Below are 20,690 nucleotides of genomic sequence, written 5' to 3'. Positions count from 1 at the left end.
TCCACTAATGTTCTTAGGCTTCCTAAAATACCAGGGAAGCGTCAAGCGCGATCGTAGCATCTCCATGTTGGCGGGTCAAGGAATCACGCCCTATAGCTACTCTATACTTTACTACCCTGCTGAGCCTTATCAAATAAAAAGGTACGTTTCATAATTTATGGATTAGAAGCGAGATATGTTTCGGCCTCAGCCACAAGATCAGCAATGATTTGTTCGGCGCCTTCGATGTCGTTTACGAATCCTACGCTTTGTCCTGCCATCAATGATCCGGCTTCCACATCTCCATCAACCACAGCTCTTCTCAGGGAACCTACCCAAAACTTTTCAAGCTCCAACTGGCCGTCTTCTTTAGAAATCTTTCCAGCACTGTGCATCTCTATCACACTGCGCTGTAGATCAAGAAAACGTCTGCTTGCTGTATTGTTTATTGCTCTGACTTGCAGTACAGGAAAGTCTTCGCTTAGTTGGACTGAAGGCACCGCATCTCTGGAGGATGACCTTATAAACACCTCCTTGAAATTGGGATGAGCCCGCGATTCACTGGCGCACACGAACAGTGTACCTATTTGGCAGCCGCTAGCGCCCATTTTCAAGTAACTGCCTATCATGTCACCTGTACCAATGCCCCCGGCGACAAAAATGGGCTTATCGCACAACTTCGCATTTTTCCTAAAGAATGGCAGTATTTCCTGCGCCAATACGGAGGTGCTGACTGGGCCTATATGTCCACCAGCTTCCATTCCCTCTATTATTAGAGCATCTACCCCCATTCTATCCAGCCTCCTAGCCACCGACAAGGAAGGGGCAAAGCAAATACTCTTACTCCCCGCCTCTTTTATGGCAGATATAAGTTTGCTGGTCGGTAGACCCCCAGCGAGTACTATGTGCGTAACGCCGGCTTCTAGGCACGTTGCAGCGAGGTCATCAAGCCCGGGATGAATGACGACAATATTCACCCCGAACGGACGATCAGTTAATTTTTTTGTTTGTTCAATTGAGTTTCGCAGCTCCTCAGTTGACATTGCTCCGCAGGCCAAAACACCAAAGCCTCCCGCATTCGAAATGGCTGATACGAGATATGGTTCGGAGACCCAGCTCATGGCTCCACCCATAATCGCGTACTTACTACCTAAAAAATCTACACCCTTCTTCCACAAATCGGCTAGCACACTAAAATCCCTAAAACAATTTTCTAAAAAACCACCAACTCAGTTACAGCAAAACACATACAAAGCGACCCATGCAAGGCGGTACAACAACCCACGCAAGCCTGGCACGGTTAAAGCCCCTCTGTCCCACCATGCTGCTCTGGTACCAACTACACAACAACAGCCGCATACTAAACGCGTTCGACAAGAACTGAACACGTATCGCAACCGCTCGGCAACTACAGAATGAAACGATCACGAGAGACCGCGTCATATGCAGTACACCCCCAGCGTCGAGAGTCTATCGCACTGCCCCGGTAAGCAGGACAACCCAACGCTGAAAGCTCAGGGAAGCGCCTGCAAGATAACAACACACGCGCCCCGCCAAGACATAACGACTAACTGTTCCAGCTACGCAATGCTGTAAACCAACGCGACGCAAAACCACCAGACTATCAGGAAAATACGAGCCAGCCGGCGCGCACTTATATCACAATGTTACATATAGTAACAACAAAAATATGCCATGTTGTTACGTAAGCGCTAACTCATGGAGAGTGCTTAGCTACGAGTTGTGCAACCCAAGAGCTGCATTTCACGATCTCTTGCGAGAAAATTAAAATCTAGAAGTAACTATGCCAGTTGTGGTGTATAGAAAAGCGCGGGGGTTGGGGCGAAAACCCCCTATATATGTAATTTTTGAGTGATAACTATACGGATCCTAACTATAATTTATGGACAGTACAGCGGATACGGAATAATGGGGTTGCAGAGATTTTCAAGGTATCTGTTTTTCATAGTGTTGGCGGCTCTATTTGCCTTACCAATATTCTCCCTAATCATGGTGTTTTTTACTGACAGCAAGGGAGGTTATGGCCTTCTGTCAACGCTACTCCCAGAGTATACTCTCAACACGATAGTGCTGATGATAGGGGCAGGAATAGTGGTCCTGTTCATTGGAGTGATAAGTGCTTGGTTTATCACGTACTACTCCTTTCCAGGGCGCAGAATATTTGAAGTGGCCCTATTTTTGCCGTTGTCCATTCCTGGGTACATTGTTGCGTATGTGTACGTGAACATGTTCGAATATGCTGGTCCAGTGCAGACTGCGCTTCGAGATTTTTTCGGATGGGGGAAGGGCGACTACTACTTTCCTAATGTGAAATCACTGTTTTTTTGCACGTTGATTGTTGGCTTTAACTTGTACCCATATGTATACATGTTGGCTAGAACAGCTTTTATGGCTGTTAGAAATAGTGTTGCAGTGGCTACCACGCTGGGCTGCTCACGATACAAAATACTTTCATCAGTAGTTATCCCAGCTGTTTGGCCATCAGTAGTTGCGGGAGTTTCGTTGGTGCTTATGGAAGTGGTTTCCGATTTTGGTACCCCGCAATTCCTGGCCATCAATACTTTTACCACAGGTATATACCGACACTGGTTCCTGCTGCATGATAAATATTCTGCATGCATTCTGGCGGTTATAGGCATTTCATTTGTGTTTATGCTGACGGTGTTGGAGAAGTGTATGCGCCGTGAGGACGCTTCTTACTACTCGATAAAGATGAATACTAACTACTGCCACCGATGGCATTTTAACAGCAAGTGGGTAATCGCACTGATATATTCCATATGTTCCCTCGCGGTTTTAATGGGGTTCATTCTTCCCGTTGCGCCGCTAATTTATTGGACCTGGGAGAGGGTGTTCACACTGGATTTTAGTGAGTTTTTTATAGTAGTGCTCAATAGTCTCAGTATCTCTTTGGCGGCTTCTGCCATAGTCGTGACCATTTCGATAATCATGGTATGTCTTACTAGAGGGAAAGGTGGCCTTACCTACGCTGTGAGATTTATCTCCATGGGCTACGCAATACCTAGCACTATCACCGCGGTAGGTATAGTCATCCTGCTGGGCAAAGTATCGCAATTTGTTAGCGATCACTTCTTCAATCTTGCTTTGATAGGGACCGGGCTGGGACTTTTGTATTCCTACACATTCCGTTTTCTTGCCGCTGCAATTGGGCCAGTTGAGGCGGGATTAAATAAAATTCCTATTGAGGTGGATTGGGCTTCCAGGTTAATGGGGCATGGTGCTGTTCATACCTGTGTTAATGTTCACATGCCAATGCTGAAGAAAAGCATACTTGTGGGTTTCCTGTTGGTATTTATCGATTCAATAAAGGAGCTTGCCGCTACACTTATCATCCGTCCATTTAATTTTGAGACTATGGCCATCCGCATGTATGAGCTTGTAGGGGATGAAAGGCAGATGGATGCCGCACCCTATGCAATGGGAATAGTTCTTATTGGCTTCATGGCGGTGATCATATTGTTTCAAATATTTCAACATGACAAGGTCAAGGAGAACAGGATAAACGAATATTAGAGCCACACAAACATGGTAATTATGGGCGGGGTGGAGGCACTCGAGCGACGCTGTGCTCAGCACTTTGATCAGAGAGAGGTAGATTGCGTGCATGATGCTTTCTTTTAATCTTGGACAACTCATAGTTTATGTATGTACCGTGCGTAGGTGCTGTCTTGTAAAAACCGCTTAATGTCTTTAGTGCAGGAACTTGCGTCTTGGTGGTCGGTGATCTGATCATTTACATATAACCGCTGTTTTGTGGTGCTGATTCTACGGTATTACATGTCGCACCGTGATGATTGTTTGTAGTATTGCTGTGTCAGGGAGTAATAAACATGCCCCCGGGGACGCAGTAGCGCATCGCGTGGGTGGACAAAGTTATCGAGGCATTGTTACAAATTAATGCCTGGAAAAAGGTACGGGTTTTTGTCGTTTAAGGATCAATACTCGATTTCCAGAAAAGATTACTGATATAGTTTCACTAGTAGTCTCGAAGAGCAATAGTATGCTAAAAAGCATTGCTTGATCGGCTCTGTCCTAGAAGGATTGTTACGGGTGTTTGCTTTAAAGCCTTGTGAATTAAGAAGTAACATCAAAAGCGTGTGGGAGGGCGCATCTGCGAGGGTATTTAGTGGTGCAATTAGTGGTGCAATGGCGAAAACGCACCATTTATCACTAAAAGTGTGGCCATATGGTGTGTGGAATATAGCAACAAAAAGGTACGCATTTTACAGTGCATTTTTGTAGCTGGCGGAGCTTGTTTCAGGTTATTTGTGCACGTAAACAGTCAAGCGCACCGATCTTGCTAAGAGAAGGTGTAAGGTGCCACTGCGGCTTTTTACATGTGGGCGTTTTGGTGCAAGAGAAATGGTGATACAGTGCGGAACAGGATAGCAACAGTCAAGCGGCTTTGATAACGTTGAGTTAGTTGCTTGGTGCTTTCAGACGTCATATGTCTAAGGGTTTGAGTGCTTGAAGAACGGCAATATCATTAGGCAGACTGTGGCAGTATATCTACAAGTTTGCGCCAAGATGAGGCGAGTATTTTGATTCTTAGATTACGACTTTATTTTTTGTACAAGTTGCTGGTTGTTTTTTGGATATTACAGTGCGTATAAGCGCGCACAAAAGTAGCTTTAAATATACGAAGCATGGACCATACGGAAACATACCAGCAATATCACCTGTACAACTTCCCGTTTGTTTAATGCGCATTAACAAATATGATGAAATCACCTTTCGTTGAATGCCCTTTCAAAAGTGCTAGTTATAGGCGTTAATAAATATTCCAGCAGCGTTCTTGATCTGGTAACCACGTAGACTTCAGCCGGCATTCCATGATAAAGCTTGAGGTTCTTAAATCTGCCTGAGTGAGATGACTTGGGAATGACAACTCGCAGCGCATAGTAGCGCATACCGTTTACGGGATCTGTAAGAGCGTCAGCAGACACTTGCGTTACCACTCCGTTTACCAGTCCGAACTTTCTTATGTTAAATGCGCTCAACCTCACCTTAGCCTTCAGGCCTACGTATTCACCGCTGGTAATGAGATTATCCTCCACAGTTTGTGCAGAAAGTATTTCTTCTATATTCCTTGTGGGAATCTTAGCGTCTATTATCAGATCATCATCAACGGGAACGATTTCCATTATAATGCCTCCTGAAGGGATAACTCCGCCTTCAGTGTGATATTTTAACCCTGTGACAATTCCATTTTGCGGTGATCGAATCACAGTGCGTCGTAATACGTCTTCTGATGCCCGCAAGCGTTCCTTTAGGTCTGTAATAGCCGCGGTTGTTTCTTTCAGCTCAGCATTAGCTCTGTCTAGCACAGAGTTGGTTATGTTTATGATTTCAAGCTTATTTTCACCTATCTTCTGTTCTGTGCTGGCAATGGTGGCACGTATGTGGCCTAATTTGCCCTCAGTATCCGCATGAGAGCGCTCCAGATTTAGCAAGTATGGCTTACTTATGTAACCTCCAGCTAGGAGACTCCTTTTTGCCTCTAGCTCCTCGCTGATCAACTTGTATTGTCTCTGTTCAGATTCAAGCTGGGCTCCCAAGCCAGTTAACTCCTGCTTCAGTTGCTTAATGCGCTGCTTGAGTATCTGAATTTGCCCGCTTATGCTGTTATTTTGTGAGTAAAATAGCTCGCGTTGATTTTCTAATACCTTTTCTACGGCGTCGTGACTGGACAACTCATATATGTTTTCAGGAAATGTTATAAAATGAGAACGATTCTTTATTGTAAGCAAACGTGCTTCGGTAGCCAAGAGAACTAACAGCTTTTCTTTTATAATTCCCAGATTTGCCTGTGCTGCAGTGTTGTTGAGATATACCAGGGGTTGCCCTTTAGTTACTGTTTCCCCCTCCTTCACAAGAATTTTTTTGACTATACCCCCTTCCAGGTGCTGGACTACCTGTCTATTTAGAGATGATACCACTTCTCCCGAAGCAACTACTGCGCCGTCAAGTGGCGCAAAGGTTGCCCAGATTCCAAAACCCCCGAAAAAGATTGCAACCACTAAGAGTCCAATAAACAGTGGTCCCCAAGAAGCTTTTAACGCCTCGTTACCGTGCTTTTTTTTCAGTTTAAACAGATAGGAGACCATTCTATCTATGAAAGATAACGACCCGTCCAATACTTTGGACTGTTTTTTAGATTCATAATCCTTCTGTTTGTTTAAGGAATCATGTCCAAGAAGTTTCGGAAGCGAAAGGTCTACTTTTAGGAAGGATAGTGCTTTGGAAAGCTTGTTGTTCATAAGAGCGTTGAGCATGTATCCCACAGACAAAACCTAATAGCATGAAAAGATCGTCTCAGATATTTATTTTTGTATTTACAACAGCCGCAACTATTGAATTACAGGTCAAATTTCACATCAAATAACTTGAGCCCCTTTTTCGCAGCAGCTCCCATTTTGTTTTTGATTTTGTGAAAAGATATAACATTATCAACCCGCCTCTCTATAAAACTAAACGTGTCTACAAAGTTTTCGGAATAGTCCTTAGACATGTGTAGCAGTGTAAGCGCATATATAGTCGAAAGAGTTGTCCTTTTTGTATAGTAGCTGAAAGTAGTAGAGGTGTCATTGATCAGGTGCCACATTGTGTCGGCGACTTCAAAAGCCCTAAAGGCGGAAAAACGCATATTTGCTGGCTGTAGGTTATAGCGAGTTACTGCTTTCAACAACTGCTGTGGAGCTGGTTGGGCAGCATGGTAACGCACACACATTTTTAGGAGCCAAGAGATCTTGTCGCGTATTCGAGGCACTTTGCAGGTATCTAGGTTCTCATAGGATGCGGTAAGATAGCTAAGGAGGTCTTTGTGCATGAACTCCAGTACATTTCTTATCCCATCAGGAAATTTGTAGAGGTAACCGTCCATGTTTAGGCGACTACATGCTTCTAACAGCGCTTTATCAGTGACTCCATATTGGGGGATTAGCCCAATAGTCTCTACGCTAATTATCTTGACGTCTTGCTCACAAGCCAAATGGTTAGTAGTGAGTACATGTTTCAAGTTTTTACTGTCCATCCTCTTCCCAATGGGGATAGTATATTTAGGAGCTGAAAGTTAGGCAATTTTGAACTGCTAAATCACGATACAAGGTGCAAGTGTTGTGGATTGCGGTGCTATCTGTTGCGTAATATTTCAATGTTGAGAAAGGCTATTTGTTGTTTTTTGTCCCGCGTCCCAGCGTAGCGTTTTGGTTTTTCCTGTAAGTTTCTTCGGTGGAAAATAGATAGACAAAACCGTGGCAGGAATTGCTGTAGTGGGTTCTTTCATACGACCCGACCTGGATAAGGTACACTAGCTTTGAGTGCAAGAAATTTGCATTCGCAACGAACAGCGGCAAATGGATTTGACACCGGACAAATGGCATTTTGCATGGGCTATTTCTATGATAATAGAGTCTCTTTTTTAGGGTATAGTGTTCGTGTGTTGTGATGTAGTAAACTCTTATTAGAGAGGGCAGGGCGTCTATACTGGTTTATTAAAGTGTCCGCCATCTGCCATCACAGGCTCCCATGCTGTTGTGAACAGGAGGATTTTGCGATGAAGATGAGGTGGTTTTTGTGTGCCATACGTTCTCGTTCTGAAGGGGTTAATGCATTGTCGATCTGCTTATTTCATTTAATCGGTGCAGCGTAATTAACTTTGTTTGTTTACAAACGATATACGCACAAGACCCTATGGTCATGATGTTATGTGAGCCATGAGCTATTCGCCAAGCAGAGAGGACCAGTGAATACCACGCACCACTCCTTGTACTTCCATGGTATTTCTCTGAGTTCCCGCCAGATCAACAGTCACCAACTCAGTCATGTCATTCTTCTGGTCACTCTTAGTTCTTCTAGTGAACATTAGCATTCTCCCATTTGGTGACCATGTCGGATTATCAAGTACATCACCTGCTGCCACAATCTTTTCCCTGCTGCCGTCGGGGCGCATCACCCCAATGTAACTGCTTTTCCCTCTCACCTTGGCAAAAGCGATCAAATCTCCTCTTGGAGACCACGTTGGCGATCTATAGCCACCGGAGCCTGAGCTTATCTTTTTCACACCTGTGCCATCGCTGTGCATGGTGTAAAGATGCATCGCCCCGCTCTTGTCGGAAGCGAAGATCACATTTTTGCCATCCTGAGAAAAAGAGGCAGAGGTGTTGTTGTGTGAATTGTCTGTGAGACGTGTAATTTCCTGTGAATCAATGTTACAAGAATAAATATCTACCCGGCCATCTTGGGCGCAAGCTAATAACAGTGTCTTACCATCCGGGGTAAAACTAAGTGCTGAACCATTCCCCTCAAACTCCATTAGCATTGCGGAAGAATCTTCATCCAAGGCTTGCAACATAACTTTTCCACGAGCCGAAGGTGTATTCTGAATGTATGCGACATGTTTTGCATCAGGGGTAAACTGCACCGCTCTAATGCTGCTACCAGCTTTTTCAACATCCATATAATCTTTATTAGCGCCACCATGCCCTACAACCGCGATCTTCTGATCCCTTGCCCACTCTGCTAAGTACACGATCTTTGAGTTAAAAAGCCCCTTCTCGCCAGTGAGTCTACTGAACACGTGGTCGGAGATGGTATGCGCAGCTGATTGCCAGTTTCCCATATCAAAATTAAAAGACTTACCGTCCAACTCCTTCCCAGACGCAATGTCCCAAATGAAGAGATGAACCTTCATGCGTCCGCTAGCAAGCGCTTGAACGCTTCCAGTAAGGAGGATGTCAAGATTGAATTGTCTCCAAGCGTCTGACCCCGGCACACCCGCTGCATCAATACTCAGGTCCGTATTCACCATTTGAACATTAAAGTTCCCAGTGCTAGCAAGGTTGCGCAATATAACCGCCGTGCAATTGGCGGCTATGTTATGTTCAAGATTCGAGGAAGTATTCATAGGTGCAAACGCCACTCCGGTGCTCTGCGTATTCCCCCGGGTTATATCAAGTCGTAGCGACGCCGCCTCTGCATTGTAGAAGACGAACAAAAACAAGCAGAAAACTAGATGCGACCGCCAAGTTCTACCACACATACTCCAGCTGCACTTCCACCAACGGTTTACCCTTTAAAACGTCTTTGAAGAACCCAAAGACCAGATTTCGTATAAATCCCCTAATGTTACTAGGACGCCGCGTAGCTATACCTTCCTCGATTCTACGGGAAATCTCCATCAATATCGACCGATCTGCCGAGCTACCAAGCGCGCCGGGTGCAATGACCATGGGTTTTCGTATAAGTTTGTGCTCCTTATTTAGCAATAATGTGACAACAACCACTCCCGCATCGCGCATTTTCCGGCGGGCGTTTAACACATCACCAGACGGGTGGCGTAAAAAGTCCCCATCTATACCCAGCACACCACTTTCCACAGTATCCACTTTTTCACCGCGCACCAAGTCTATAACATCCCCTGGTGCTGCGATTATACATCTCTCTATACCGCAAGCCTCCGCCAACTTTTTGTGCTCATACATATGCATGTACTCCCCATGTACTGGCAGACACATTTTGGGCCTAGTAAGCGAATACAATGTACGTACCTCCTCCCGTGAAGGATGCCCCGATACATGTACACGCTCGGTAAACTCGGTTATCACCTCAACTCCCATTCGAACAAAGTTGTTAAAAACCCGGAATATGCGTTTTTCGTTTCCCGGAATGATCTTTGAGGAAAAAATCACTGTGTCTCCGGATTCCATTATGGCAAAAGGATGCGACTTACTGGCGAGTCTAGCCGTAGCAGCCAATGGCTCACCCTGGCACCCGGTGCACAGGTACAGCACCTTATCCTTGGGAAGCCCCGCAGCGTCGCGCACATCCACGAATTCCACAGAGTCATCAAGATAACCACAATCTTTCGCGGCGCTGATAGCCCTGAACAACGACCTTCCCAGAACGGCCACGTGCCTTCCCGAAGACTTTGCGATTTTACCCAGGGTGTAAATCCTAGCTATATTGGAAGCAAACAGCGATATTGCCACTCTCTGATCACTGTTTTGCACAATGCTTAGGATATTCTCATACAGACTTCCCTCCGAACCGGAGCTGCCCTCAGTGAATATGTTGGTGGAGTCGGAGATTACTGCAAGTAGCCCATCATCCCCCAGGCGCTTCAGCTTTTCCGTGTCGGAAACGGACCCAATGACAGGATTGCTATCTAGCTTCCAGTCGCCAGTGTGCAGCACACTACCGAGATCGGTGCGCACCGCAATGGCGTGCATCTCAGGAATAGAGTGTGTCATGCTCACAAACTCGAGGGTAAAGGGTCCTAGCTCAAGGGGAACATCGGGATCAATCGTTACAATAGGTACATCCATGGAAAACTGCGCGAGCTTAGACTGTAAGAACAACGCAGTGAACTTCGTCGCGTAAACTGGGCAACGCAAATCCTCCCATAAGTGAGGAATAGCGCCTATATGGTCCTCATGAGCATGCGTTAATACAATGCCAAGCAGATCTTCTCGCCGCTCCCTAATGAAGCTAACGTCCGCTACTATCATATCGATGCCTGGCATAATATCGCCGTCGGCAAAGCCAGCTCCCAGGTCAACAATGATCCACTTGCCATGTACATGATACAACGTGACATTCATACCAATCTTACCCACTCCGCCGAGGGGCAAAAACAAAAACCCACTTCTATCCAAACTCATTTTACACGCACAAATGCCACAGAATGCCTCATTAGTAGCATAAATGCTCTTCTTTTTAAAGAAAAAACATAAACAGGCTCTGCAGTGAGCTATAAGGCGTGTGCAGCGTCAGCGAAGGTGTTAGCGGCGTCCGTGGGCGGGTCCTCGGGGTTGAGGCAAGCCCAATAAGTGACAATGTCTTCTGGGGCATAACACATACGCCGCAAAACCGTACGCACACGCTCCCTCGGTGCCTAAAACATAGTAAGGTGACCGGTCGATTCTGTCTACACCCTACCAGTGGTCCGCAACAAGCATGCATGGGATTGTCCGATACTCCAGCGCCCAAAACGCTACGACGTGATCGACCTGAACTTTTCATAGTGGCCGTACAGCCGTTCAAACTAAAGCATGCCACGACAGTCTTACCAGCGCAACATAGGCTCCCTAAGCTCAGCGTGTCAATACTGCCGGCATTGCGGTCTTTCCCTCACCCTGGCACTTGAAAGTTTTGGCATCACCAAACTCGCTATTTAAACCTGCAGCAAACTTCTGCATGAGCTTTCCAGCTCCGAAGAATATCGCCGTGAATACAACCAGCACCACAATCGAAGCCCAAGCCATTTTGCCAAATATGGCCATGATGCTAGCACCCAAAATGACCCCGGTCATTATCGGCAGCCCTAATCTTTGAACGAAGACGACCACGTTACATATTACCTTTGCAGCAACGTCGTCACTGCCAGTTTGTGTACCAGCAGCACCGCTCTGCGCGGTAGCCTTGACACTCTGCATACTTAACAAACACAGGAACACCAAAAATGCCCCAGCACGCACTGGTGACTTAAAAAATTTCAACATGCCCCCCCCGCACACATATGTCTTTAAATCACAACTGACAGCTGATTAATAAAGTTAAGCATGCACCGTTCCCCTGGCCGTAGAACTTATAACAGCGGATGTAGAGAACTAGCGCCAACATAACTCGCTCATGCAGCGGCCGCAGAACTTGATGGAATCACAGTTCCACCACTTTTGCATTCAAACTGGTTAGCCCCTGAGAATTCCCCGTTCAACCCTGCTGCAAACTTCTGCATCAACTTTCCAGCGCCAAAAAATATTGCAGTAAATACCACAAGTACCACAATAGAAGCCCAAGCCATCTTACCGAAGATTGCCATAATGCTGGCTCCCAGAATGACCCCAGTCATGATTGGCAAGCCCAAACGTTGCACGAACACGACCACATTACAAATCACAGTAGCTGCTACGTCCTTATTGTTGTTTTCAGCGCTACTCTGAGCTGAAGCACCAATTAGCAGGAAAAACAAAGAACACAGCCCAAAGAATCTTGCTACACTCCACACTGCTATTCCCCCCCCCCCTCGTTTTCAAAACTAAAAACACGTGCACATTGGTGATATACGTACTTTACTACACGCAATACGTGCACACACCACCGGAGTACAACACAGAATTGCTAAAGTTGTGTTAATAACGCTCTTGCGTTGCGTTTTAGACGTAAGCTCATAACCAGAGAAAAAGAGCAGGACGCGGCTGCGTCGTCCGCGCCGGCAAAAACTTACTCTCACACTATAAACACAGAATGAGCGCGGTTCGGCACGCGAGCCTCGCTCACATTACACAACGCGTGCGATACACAATTTATCTACTACTATGAATTGGAGGAGGGCATTGAGGTATTCCCACCACCCTTGCACTCGAAAGTTTCGGCCTTACCAAACTCGTTATTTAACCCCGCAGCAAATTTCTGCATGAGCTTACCAGCTCCGAAGAATATTGCAGTGAATACCACAAGCACCACGATAGAAGCCCAAGCCATTTTACCAAATATTGCCATTATGCTAGCTCCCAAAATGACCCCCGTCATTATGGGTAGACCTAAACGTTGGACAAATACCACAACGTTGCATATTACCTTCGCAGCAACATCATCACTAGCGGGGCCAGCTGACGCTGCAGAACCAGCACTCGCCATTCCAGCAATGCCCGTCACGAAAACGAACGCCACTACAACAAACTTTATGAACTTCAACATCTTCCCCCCCCCCCTCGTTATTCACTTTCCGTGCGCGTTTTCCCTCCAAGTCGCTGTCTGTAGGCACACGCGGCACACACGCACATCGGGACAGTACAACACGCAATTGTTAAAGTTGCGTAAATTGCAACTTTGGGACGCGAGAGTTTACAAGTATAATAGCTGCAGCTTAGCAATAGGATTGAATCGTAGCTGACCATGTGTCATGTTGTATGGTGATGCCTTCCAGTGGGGCTGTAGCTGTGTGCACGTGACAATACCAATTAACAAGTTGGTGCAATTGTTAGTAAGTTCCGCGGGCTTTGTAGTGTTGTTATTTATGTTCTGTGAAGTTTGTAGTCACGTACTCACATAATTAATGTGTGTAATTTTCGGTTGTGCGCTCAGGAAATTGTACAGATCTTCGCCCGGGTAGCTTGCAGGATTACGAATCTGTGCGGATAGACACTGGCGTGGAACTGCCCACAGTTCGGCCTATGTTCCGGTGGTTTTTCGGCGCACGGGAGCGGCATGCCGAGTGCATGAATCGGCGATGGGAAAAAAATCAAAATTGTATTGACTGGTGCGTGCTATTCCCTTATAAGTGGAGCTGCTTTCGCTATCTCCGGGTGCGTGGGTAGCGCTTTTCATAGTGATTTTAGGTTTATACATGCCCACGATCAATCAGCTGGTGCGTCGTCCCAGAAAGCCTCGCGGGTCGGCTAATAAGGCTCCGGCTCTGCAGCATAATCCTCAGAAGAGGGCGGTGTGCGTGAAGGTTTACACTACTACACCGAAGAAGCCAAACTCAGCACTGCGTAAAGTTGCAAGGGTGAGGATCGCGGGGTATGGAAGTGAGGTCATAGCCTATATCCCTGGCGAGGGGCATAATCTGCAGGAACACTCGGTAGTTCTAATCAGAGGTGGGCGGGTGAAAGACTTGCCTGGGGTTCGTTATCACATTGTGAGAGGTGCGTTGGATACTAAGGGTGTTCAAGGCAGAAAGAAGGCGCGCTCCAAGTATGGGGTCAAGCGTGGGGGCTAGTTTTAGTTTGGTAATGTATGTCTCGTCGTAGAAGAGTTGGAAGGAGAGCTGTAGTTGCTGATGGGTATTCTGGAAGCGTACTTTTGGCTCGCTTGATTAACGTTGTTATGCGTCAAGGTAAGAAGGCCTTGGCAGAGAAGATTGTCCACGGTGCGCTGAAAATGGCGGAGTCACGTTTTGCTGGTGAGAGTGGTGTGGCTATCTTCAATACTGCTATCTCTAATGTTATGCCTAAAATGGAGGTGCGTTCCAGAAGGGTCGGTGGTGTGACTTATCAGATTCCCGTGGAGGTGAGAGAGGATAGATCGACTTCGCTTGCGCTTCGCTGGATCGTAAAGGCTGCGCGCGCGAGCAGGAAGAAGACGAACAAGACGTATATGAGCTGCTTGTGCCATGAGCTGATGGAGGCGTATAACAAGCGCGGTGGTGCTTGTAAGATAAAGGAAGAGAAATATAGAATGGCTGAGGCAAACAAGGCTTTCTCTCATTTTAGATTTTAGTTTGATTTAAGGGTTCTTAGAGAAGGAGTGCGGGGGGTGAGTAGTAAGGGTGATCTGTCTAGGTGTAGAAATATAGGGATAATGGCGCACATAGACGCTGGGAAGACCACCACAACAGAGCGCATACTTTTTTACACAGGAAAACAGAATAGAATAGGGGAGGTGCACGAGGGTGCCGCATCCATGGACTGGATGGAACAGGAAAAGGAACGTGGTATTACGATAACATCCGCTGCTACTACGTGTTTTTGGGATGGATGTAGAATTAATATTATCGATACCCCTGGGCACGTGGACTTCACTATAGAGGTGGAGCGATCGTTGAGGGTCCTGGATGGCGCAATTGCAGTGTTCGATGGTGTTGCTGGGGTTGAGCCGCAATCTGAAACCGTTTGGCGCCAGGCCGACAGATACAATGTGCCTCGGATCTGCTTTGTCAACAAATTAGATAGGGTTGGTGCGGATTTTTACGCTTGTGTCGACATGATAGTGGACAGGCTGGGCGCGGTGCCATTAGTGCTGCAGTTGCCTATAGGTGTTGATAAGGGTTTTGTGGGGGTTGTGGACCTCCTGGAGATGAGATCGATAATATGGGAAGAAGACTCTCTCGGGGCTAAGTTTGCCTATGGTGAAGTCCCGGCTGGGATGCTGGCGGAAGCCAATAAATACCGAGCTGCGCTGTTGGAAACCGCCGTCGAGGTGGACGACGAAGTTATGGGTATGTACCTAGAGGGTCAGGAGATATCTAGTGCGGTGATTAAGCGCTGTATTAGAACGGGGGTCATACAGTCAAAGTTTGTGCCAGTTCTTTGTGGTTCTGCGTTCAAGAATAAGGGTGTGCAGCCGCTATTGGATGCGGTGGTTGATTACTTGCCTGCGCCTAGTGATATACCGGCTATCGAGGGGGTTAGTGCCAAGAACCCAGAAGAGATTGTAAAGATACCTACTTCGGAGAAGGGTAAATTCGTTGCTTTGGCGTTTAAGGTAATGGTTGATAGGTTTGTCGGTAGCCTTACCTTTGTGCGAGTTTATTCCGGAAGGCTGACTAGTAAGACCGTGATCTCGAATACTACGAAGGGTGATGTTGAGTCTGTCGGTAGGATATTGCTGATGCACGCTAATAACAGAGAGGACATCACTGAGATAAAGGCGGGTGACATTGCGGCTTTAGCTGGTCTCAAGAAAACGACGACTGGTGACACGCTATGCGATCAGGACTTTCCGGTAATCCTGGAGAAGATGGATTTTCCAGAATCGGTGATGGAAATAGCTATTGAGCCTATGTCTACTGCGGATCAGGAGAAGATGGGTACTGCATTGAGTAGGTTGGTAGCGGAAGACCCATCGCTCAAGGTGTTTGTGAATCCTGAAAGTGGTCAGACTATCCTCAAGGGGATGGGGGAGCTACATCTAGAGATTATAGTAGACAGAATGAAGCGGGAGTTCGGTGTCGGGGCGTCGGTGGGTGCCCCTCAGGTTGCTTATCGTGAAACTATAACCAAGGCTGTTGAGATTGAGTATGTGCACAAGAAACAGACCGGCGGTGCTGGGCAGTTTGCGAAGGTGAATATACTGTTTGAGCCTCTTCCGCCAGGTTCTGGGTTTGAGTTTGAGAACAAGATTACCTGCGGGGCGATACCTAGGGAATACATTCCTGGGGTGCAGAGCGGCTTGGAGTTGATCAAGGAGACGGGCATTATATCTGGGTATCCGGTAATAGACTTCAAGGCGACGTTGTTCGATGGAGCGTTCCATGAGGTGGACTCTAGCCCGTTGGCTTTTGAATTGGCGGCTAAAGGTGCATTTAGGGAGTTGGTAAATAAGGCGGGTCCTGTGATGCTGGAGCCAATAATGCGCGTTGAGATCATAACTCCTGAGGATTACATGGGAGATGTAATCGGGGATGTGAATAGTAGAAGAGGCAAGGTTTCAGAGATGCAGGATCGTCACAATGCGAAATTGATAACGGCCTTCATACCTTTAGGAAGCATGTTCGGGTACGTGAAGGATTTGCGTTCTATGTCTCAGGGGCGTGCTCAGTATAGCATGTTCTTTGCGCGCTATGAGAAAGTGCCTGAGAATGTTGTTATTGGTGATGTGAAGAAGTAGGGTGTGTTGTTATGGCAGAAGAAAGGAAGCCGCATATAAATGTGGGGACAATAGGGCACGTAGACCATGGTAAGACAACGCTGACGGCTGCGCTAACAACGGTGTTGGCAAGGAAGCTAAGCGGGGCGAACAAGGTTGTAAAGTACGATGAAATAGACAAGGCGCCGGAGGAGAAGGCAAGGGGAATAACAATATCAACAGCGCATGTTGAGTACGAAACAGAAGGAAGGCACTATGCGCATGTTGACTGCCCGGGACACGCAGACTACATCAAGAACATGATTACAGGAGCAGCGCAGATGGATGTGGCGATACTGGTAGTATCGGCAACAGATGGTGCGATGCCGCAAACAAGGGAACACATATTGCTGGCAAAGCAAGTTGGGGTGAAGGACATCGTGGTATGGATCAATAAATGCGATGTTGTAGAAGATGAAGAAATGTTGTCGCTAGTAGACATGGAAATCAGAGAGCTACTAAGCAACTATGGGTATGACGGAGATAGTGTATCTGCGGTGCGTGGATCGGCAGTGAAAGCATTGGAAGAGGATGCTGATGGGCCATGGAGCGAAAAGATCATGGAGCTGGTCGGGGCGCTAGAGAAGATAGATCTGCCGACAAGGGAAAAGGACAAGCCGTTCTTGATGTCAGTGGAGGATGTATTCTCAATACCTGGGCGGGGTACTGTAGTAACGGGAAGGATAGAAAGAGGAGTAATCAGAGTAGGCGACAAAGTAGATATAGTTGGTCTACGTGAGTTGCAAAGCACAGTATGCACAGGAGTGGAAATGTTCCACAAGGCATTGGAAGCGGGGGAAGCTGGTGACAATGCGGGGATACTGCTGAGGGGAATAAAGAAGGAAGACGTTGAGAGAGGGCAGGTGCTGACGGCACCAGGTTCGATGAAGGCGTACAGGAAATTCAAGGCAGAGGTGTACGTACTGAAGAAAGAAGAAGGAGGAAGGCATACGCCATTCTTTGCGAATTATCAGCCGCAGTTTTATGTAAGAACAACTGATGTAACGGGAAGTATAGGATTGCCATCAGGGGTTGAGATGGTGATGCCAGGGGATAATTTGAATATCGAGGTTTCGCTGGACAAGGCAGTAGCTGTAGATAAGGGGCTAAGGTTTGCGGTGAGAGAAGGTGGAAGGACTGTTGGTTCGGGTATTATCACTGAGATTTTGGAGTAGTTGGTAAGGTGGAAGGACTGTTGGTTCGGGTATTATCACTGAGATTTTGGAGTAGTTGGTGACTCCTGGGCTTTATAAGATAGGAGTGTAGCTCAATGGTAGAGCGTCAGTCTCCAAAACTGAGGATACGGGTTCGATTCCTGTCACTCCTGCCATGATTTCGTAGGTTGTTTGCTATGATAGGCGGTTTTGCTAAGTTTTTGCTTGAAGTTAAACAGGAAGTTTTGCAGGTTTCTTGGGCTTCTAGAAAGGAGGTGTTTGTATTCCTTTGGGTGGTTGTGCTTACTGTTGTGGCGTCGTCCTTTTTGTTTAGTTGTGTGGATTTTGTATTCTTGAGGCTTGTAAAGATAATGCTTGGGGTAATTTATGAAGCATGAAGATAATGGGCACGAGTGGTACATAATTCAGGTATCTTCTGGTAATGAGGAGAGGGTCTCTCAGGTGATACTTGAAAGAGCTCAACAGTTGGGTATGTCTGATATCTTCCGCGAAGTGTTCATTCCCTATGAGGAGGTCACCAAGATCAAATATAACAAAAAGGTGCAGGTTAAGAAGAAGTTGTCACCTGGTTATGTCTTTTTATATATGAAGTTGTGTGATGACTCAGTAAATTTTGTAAGAAAGATTCCGAAGGTTTCGAATTTCCTTTTGGATGAATTAGGTATGCCCAAGGTCATCCCGGCTGCAGAGATGGATGCTATGCGAAGTAGGATGTGCCAAGGCGTTGATGACGATGCCGGGAATGATGTTTGCAGCTTCGAGGTGGGTGATGAAGTTGTTATAAATGACGGCTTGTTCCAAGATTTCAATGGCAGGATTGAATACGTGAACGAGGACAAGAAGGTCGCTGGGATAAGTGTTATGATATTTGGCAGGCTTACCAAGATTGAGTTTAAGTTTGGTAGTATACGGAAGGTCGAGGAGTAGTTTATGAGTAGTGCTGCATTACTTTCGAAGATTAATCTTGTCATGGAGGCAGGAAAGGCTTCGCCAGGACCTAAGGTGGCTTCTGTGCTTGGTCCTCGTGGAATTCCAATGCCGCAGTTTTGTAAGGAGTTTAATGAGGTTACTGGCTCTAAGGATGCTCCATATGAGATAGGGGATTTGGTAACCGCTCGTATATCTGTTTATACCGATAAGACGTATTCGTTTTCCATAAGCGATTCGCCGGTGTCATTTTTAATAAGGAAGGCTGCGGGTTTGGCTAAGGGGTCTTCAAATCCTGGTAAAGAGACAGCAGGTTGTATCGGCATGGAAGATATTAAGAAGATTGCGGAGCGAAAAATGGCAGACATGAACGCTGATTGTTTGGAAGCAGCAGTAAAGATGGTTGTTGGAACTGCTAAATCCATGGGTATTGCTGTCGAAGAAAAGTAGGAGGTTGCGTTTATGTTAAGTGATAGTGTCTCTTATAGCGTAGAGGAGGGCATGGCGAGACTTCTGGAGTCCGCCAAAGCGCGCTTTAAGGAATCAGTTGATGTTGTGATGAGGTTAACTACGGGAGATTCGAAATCCGGCGAGTCGATCCGTGGTGTTGCGGTTTTGCCTAAAGGGCTTGGTAGAGAAGTTAGGGTTGCAGTTCTTGCTAAGGGGGAATATGCAAAGCAGGCAAGGGACGCTGGGGCTGACGTTGTAGGCGATGAAGACTTAATTGAAGAGATAAAGAAGGGAAGGAAGCTTGATTTCGATTGGTGTGTCGCTACCCCGGATTTTATGTCGCAAGTTTCGGCTGTGGCTAAAATATTGGGACCCAAGGGGCTGATGCCTAACCCTAAGTTCGGTACGGTGACTTTTGATGTGGCCAAGATAGTGAGTATCGTGAAGTCTGGTCAGGTGAGGTTTAAGACTGATAGGTATGGCATCGTGCATGTGAAGATAGGTGATGTGGGTTTTTCTCGGGAAGATTTGCTGGAGAACTTTCACGCTGTGGTTACTGCTGTGCAGAATTTGAAGCCGGCTTCGGTCAAAGGGGCTCTTTTTAGGTCGGTGTTCCTGAATTCTACGATGGGCAAGTCCTTTAAAATATCAGGTTTGGTGTAGTTTGTGCGCGATGTGGAAGTTAGAGGTTTGTGGTGAAGCGGGTTAATAAGGAAAGGCATTTAGGAAATGTTAGCAAGCTGTTTGCGGAGTTTGGGAGTTTGGTTCTTGCGAACTTCGATTCTATGACAGCTCGTGACTTTGCTGCCCTGAGGAAAGAGTTGAAGGGGGCAGGGTGTGGTGTATCCGTGGTTAAGAACAGTATAGCGTGTCTTGCATTGGAAGGCTCTGACAAGGGGGAGCTGCGTGAAAAGTTTAAGGGAGCTGTGTTTGTTGGTTACTCCGACAATATGGTGACGCTTTCTAAAACTTTGCACGCGTTTATGAAGTCCAGGGCGGATAAAGTGTCTTTGATCTGTGCTTACGATGGTGGGCAGTTGTTGTCTGCTGAGCAGGTGGTTTTCTTTGCTACTTTGCCATCTTTGGAAGAGCTGCGTATGCGTATTGTGGCTTTGGTAGCCTATGGTATTCCAATGAGGTTGGCTAACTGTTTAAAGGCCATTGGCAGCAAATAGTGGGGTTGGTTGTTGAGTTATAGACGGTGTTTGTGTTGGAGTGATTTTGAGCTCTATTTTGCTACTGGGCAGAGAAGGCGGTTGGCCGATGGTGCTACCAGTGACACACGGTCTTCCTGTAGGGAGTTATTTAAGGGGTAGGATTTTAGGAGTTTGTTATGAGTAGTGTTGATTTAGATGCTTTAGTAGAAAAGATTTGTGAGCTCGATTTGTGCAGTGCTGCTGCGTTAGTGGAAAAGATAGAAGACAAGCTAGGATTCCCCAAGGGTGGTTTGATGGCTTCTGTGTCTGCGGCTGGAAGCGCTGCTCAAGGTGGTGGAGTTGCTGAAGCGGAGAAGACCGAGTTTATGGTTATGTTTGATGGCTACGCTGCTGACAAGAAAATTGCAGTCATTAAGGCTGTAAGAGAGTGCACTAGCCTGGGACTAAAAGAAGCTAAGGACTTTGTGGAGCAAGAAGGTTCTCGCGAGTTGGTTGAAGGTAAGAAGTACAAGAAAGCTGAAGCTGAAGAAGTGAAGAAGAAGTTGGAAGATGCGGGGGCTCAAGTGAGTCTCAAGTAGGCTTGGGTGTTTTTTTGTGTAGTGGTTTTTGA

General features: G+C 46.6%; 19 protein-coding genes and 1 tRNA gene. 12 read left to right on the top strand and 8 right to left on the bottom strand.

The features are described 5' to 3' along the window. Positions 1 to 155: 155 nt before the first annotated feature. On the bottom strand, positions 156 to 1,169 hold the full coding sequence (locus ANPL_RS03775) for an NAD(P)H-dependent flavin oxidoreductase (protein WP_169193413.1): 1,014 nt from the start codon (positions 1,167 to 1,169) through the stop codon (positions 156 to 158). Between the two features lie 739 nt (positions 1,170 to 1,908). Between ANPL_RS03775 and ANPL_RS03770 the strand changes: the two genes are divergently transcribed. Continuing rightward, positions 1,909 to 3,534 (top strand): ABC transporter permease, encoded by a 1,626-nt coding sequence (locus ANPL_RS03770; RefSeq protein WP_169193656.1) that lies wholly within the window; start codon positions 1,909 to 1,911, stop codon positions 3,532 to 3,534. A 1,214-nt stretch (positions 3,535 to 4,748) separates the two neighbouring features. Here the strand turns inward: ANPL_RS03770 and ANPL_RS03765 are convergent. The 7 genes from ANPL_RS03765 to ANPL_RS03735 form a co-directional block, all read right to left on the bottom strand. Then, positions 4,749 to 6,296, bottom strand: coding sequence for an HlyD family type I secretion periplasmic adaptor subunit (locus ANPL_RS03765; RefSeq protein ID WP_410518191.1), 1,548 nt, complete (start codon positions 6,294 to 6,296; stop codon positions 4,749 to 4,751). Between the two features lie 83 nt (positions 6,297 to 6,379). Continuing rightward, positions 6,380 to 7,054 (bottom strand): COQ9 family protein, encoded by a 675-nt coding sequence (locus ANPL_RS03760; protein ID WP_169193412.1) that lies wholly within the window; start codon positions 7,052 to 7,054, stop codon positions 6,380 to 6,382. A gap of 687 nt (positions 7,055 to 7,741) precedes the next feature. Next, the gene (locus ANPL_RS03755; RefSeq protein WP_169193411.1) at positions 7,742 to 9,022 is read right to left on the bottom strand and encodes a PD40 domain-containing protein; all 1,281 of its coding nucleotides are present in this window, start codon (positions 9,020 to 9,022) and stop codon (positions 7,742 to 7,744) included. Between the two features lie 28 nt (positions 9,023 to 9,050). Then, on the bottom strand, positions 9,051 to 10,682 hold the full coding sequence (locus ANPL_RS03750; protein ID WP_169193410.1) for a ribonuclease J: 1,632 nt from the start codon (positions 10,680 to 10,682) through the stop codon (positions 9,051 to 9,053). 432 nt (positions 10,683 to 11,114) lie between these two features. Then, entirely contained in the window at positions 11,115 to 11,522 is a 408-nt protein-coding gene (locus ANPL_RS03745) for a TrbC/VirB2 family protein (RefSeq protein WP_169193409.1), read from the bottom strand. Positions 11,523 to 11,650: 128 nt separating this feature from the next. After that, entirely contained in the window at positions 11,651 to 12,028 is a 378-nt protein-coding gene (locus ANPL_RS03740) for a TrbC/VirB2 family protein (RefSeq protein ID WP_169193408.1), read from the bottom strand. Between the two features lie 308 nt (positions 12,029 to 12,336). Then, positions 12,337 to 12,720: a TrbC/VirB2 family protein gene (locus ANPL_RS03735; protein ID WP_169193407.1), complete on the bottom strand. Its 384-nt coding sequence runs from the start codon at positions 12,718 to 12,720 to the stop codon at positions 12,337 to 12,339. Between the two features lie 649 nt (positions 12,721 to 13,369). Here ANPL_RS03735 and rpsL point away from each other — a divergent pair. The 11 genes from rpsL to rplL all read left to right on the top strand — a co-directional run bounded on the left by rpsL (position 13,370) and on the right by rplL (position 20,658). Then, positions 13,370 to 13,744: a 30S ribosomal protein S12 gene (gene rpsL, locus ANPL_RS03730; protein ID WP_169193406.1), complete on the top strand. Its 375-nt coding sequence runs from the start codon at positions 13,370 to 13,372 to the stop codon at positions 13,742 to 13,744. 17 nt (positions 13,745 to 13,761) lie between these two features. Beyond that, on the top strand, positions 13,762 to 14,244 hold the full coding sequence (gene rpsG / locus ANPL_RS03725) for a 30S ribosomal protein S7 (protein WP_169193405.1): 483 nt from the start codon (positions 13,762 to 13,764) through the stop codon (positions 14,242 to 14,244). 36 nt (positions 14,245 to 14,280) lie between these two features. Further along, positions 14,281 to 16,353, top strand: coding sequence for an elongation factor G (fusA, locus tag ANPL_RS03720; RefSeq protein WP_169193404.1), 2,073 nt, complete (start codon positions 14,281 to 14,283; stop codon positions 16,351 to 16,353). Between the two features lie 11 nt (positions 16,354 to 16,364). After that, entirely contained in the window at positions 16,365 to 17,546 is a 1,182-nt protein-coding gene (gene tuf / locus ANPL_RS03715; RefSeq protein WP_169193403.1) for an elongation factor Tu, read from the top strand. A gap of 81 nt (positions 17,547 to 17,627) precedes the next feature. Beyond that, a tRNA-Trp gene (locus ANPL_RS03710) sits at positions 17,628 to 17,701 on the top strand. Between the two features lie 21 nt (positions 17,702 to 17,722). Beyond that, a complete protein-coding gene (secE, locus tag ANPL_RS03705) occupies positions 17,723 to 17,923 on the top strand; it encodes a preprotein translocase subunit SecE (RefSeq protein WP_169193402.1) in 201 nt (66 codons plus the stop codon). Further along, positions 17,913 to 18,473, top strand: a complete 561-nt coding sequence (gene nusG, locus ANPL_RS03700; protein ID WP_169193401.1) for a transcription termination/antitermination protein NusG — start codon at positions 17,913 to 17,915, stop codon at positions 18,471 to 18,473. Before secE ends, nusG begins: the two co-directional genes overlap by 11 nt. Before the next feature lie 3 nt (positions 18,474 to 18,476). Then, positions 18,477 to 18,923: a 50S ribosomal protein L11 gene (rplK, locus tag ANPL_RS03695; protein WP_169193400.1), complete on the top strand. Its 447-nt coding sequence runs from the start codon at positions 18,477 to 18,479 to the stop codon at positions 18,921 to 18,923. Between the two features lie 12 nt (positions 18,924 to 18,935). Further along, complete coding sequence (gene rplA / locus ANPL_RS03690; RefSeq protein WP_169193399.1) at positions 18,936 to 19,586, top strand: 50S ribosomal protein L1; 651 nt, start codon at positions 18,936 to 18,938, stop codon at positions 19,584 to 19,586. Positions 19,587 to 19,615: 29 nt separating this feature from the next. Further along, positions 19,616 to 20,098: a 50S ribosomal protein L10 gene (gene rplJ / locus ANPL_RS03685; protein WP_410518185.1), complete on the top strand. Its 483-nt coding sequence runs from the start codon at positions 19,616 to 19,618 to the stop codon at positions 20,096 to 20,098. Positions 20,099 to 20,256: 158 nt separating this feature from the next. After that, positions 20,257 to 20,658, top strand: coding sequence for a 50S ribosomal protein L7/L12 (gene rplL / locus ANPL_RS03680; protein ID WP_169193398.1), 402 nt, complete (start codon positions 20,257 to 20,259; stop codon positions 20,656 to 20,658). Positions 20,659 to 20,690 lie beyond the last annotated feature (32 nt).

The organism is Anaplasma platys, from assembly GCF_012790675.1.
In the GTDB taxonomy this organism is placed as follows: Bacteria; Pseudomonadota; Alphaproteobacteria; order Rickettsiales; family Anaplasmataceae; genus Anaplasma; species Anaplasma platys.
This window is presented reverse-complemented; position numbering and strand designations above follow the sequence as displayed.

Coding starts and splice junctions, on each gene's coding strand:
- ANPL_RS03770 (WP_169193656.1), top strand. CDS start 1,909: ATGGGGTTGCAGAGATTTTCAAGGTATCTGTTTTTCATAGTGTTGGCG.
- ANPL_RS03765 (WP_410518191.1), bottom strand. CDS start 6,296: ATGCTCAACGCTCTTATGAACAACAAGCTTTCCAAAGCACTATCCTTC.
- ANPL_RS03760 (WP_169193412.1), bottom strand. CDS start 7,054: ATGGACAGTAAAAACTTGAAACATGTACTCACTACTAACCATTTGGCT.
- ANPL_RS03750 (WP_169193410.1), bottom strand. CDS start 10,682: ATGAGTTTGGATAGAAGTGGGTTTTTGTTTTTGCCCCTCGGCGGAGTG.
- ANPL_RS03745 (WP_169193409.1), bottom strand. CDS start 11,522: ATGTTGAAATTTTTTAAGTCACCAGTGCGTGCTGGGGCATTTTTGGTG.
- ANPL_RS03735 (WP_169193407.1), bottom strand. CDS start 12,720: ATGTTGAAGTTCATAAAGTTTGTTGTAGTGGCGTTCGTTTTCGTGACG.
- rpsL (WP_169193406.1), top strand. CDS start 13,370: ATGCCCACGATCAATCAGCTGGTGCGTCGTCCCAGAAAGCCTCGCGGG.
- rpsG (WP_169193405.1), top strand. CDS start 13,762: ATGTCTCGTCGTAGAAGAGTTGGAAGGAGAGCTGTAGTTGCTGATGGG.
- tuf (WP_169193403.1), top strand. CDS start 16,365: ATGGCAGAAGAAAGGAAGCCGCATATAAATGTGGGGACAATAGGGCAC.
- secE (WP_169193402.1), top strand. CDS start 17,723: ATGATAGGCGGTTTTGCTAAGTTTTTGCTTGAAGTTAAACAGGAAGTT.
- nusG (WP_169193401.1), top strand. CDS start 17,913: ATGAAGCATGAAGATAATGGGCACGAGTGGTACATAATTCAGGTATCT.
- rplK (WP_169193400.1), top strand. CDS start 18,477: ATGAGTAGTGCTGCATTACTTTCGAAGATTAATCTTGTCATGGAGGCA.
- rplA (WP_169193399.1), top strand. CDS start 18,936: ATGTTAAGTGATAGTGTCTCTTATAGCGTAGAGGAGGGCATGGCGAGA.
- rplL (WP_169193398.1), top strand. CDS start 20,257: ATGAGTAGTGTTGATTTAGATGCTTTAGTAGAAAAGATTTGTGAGCTC.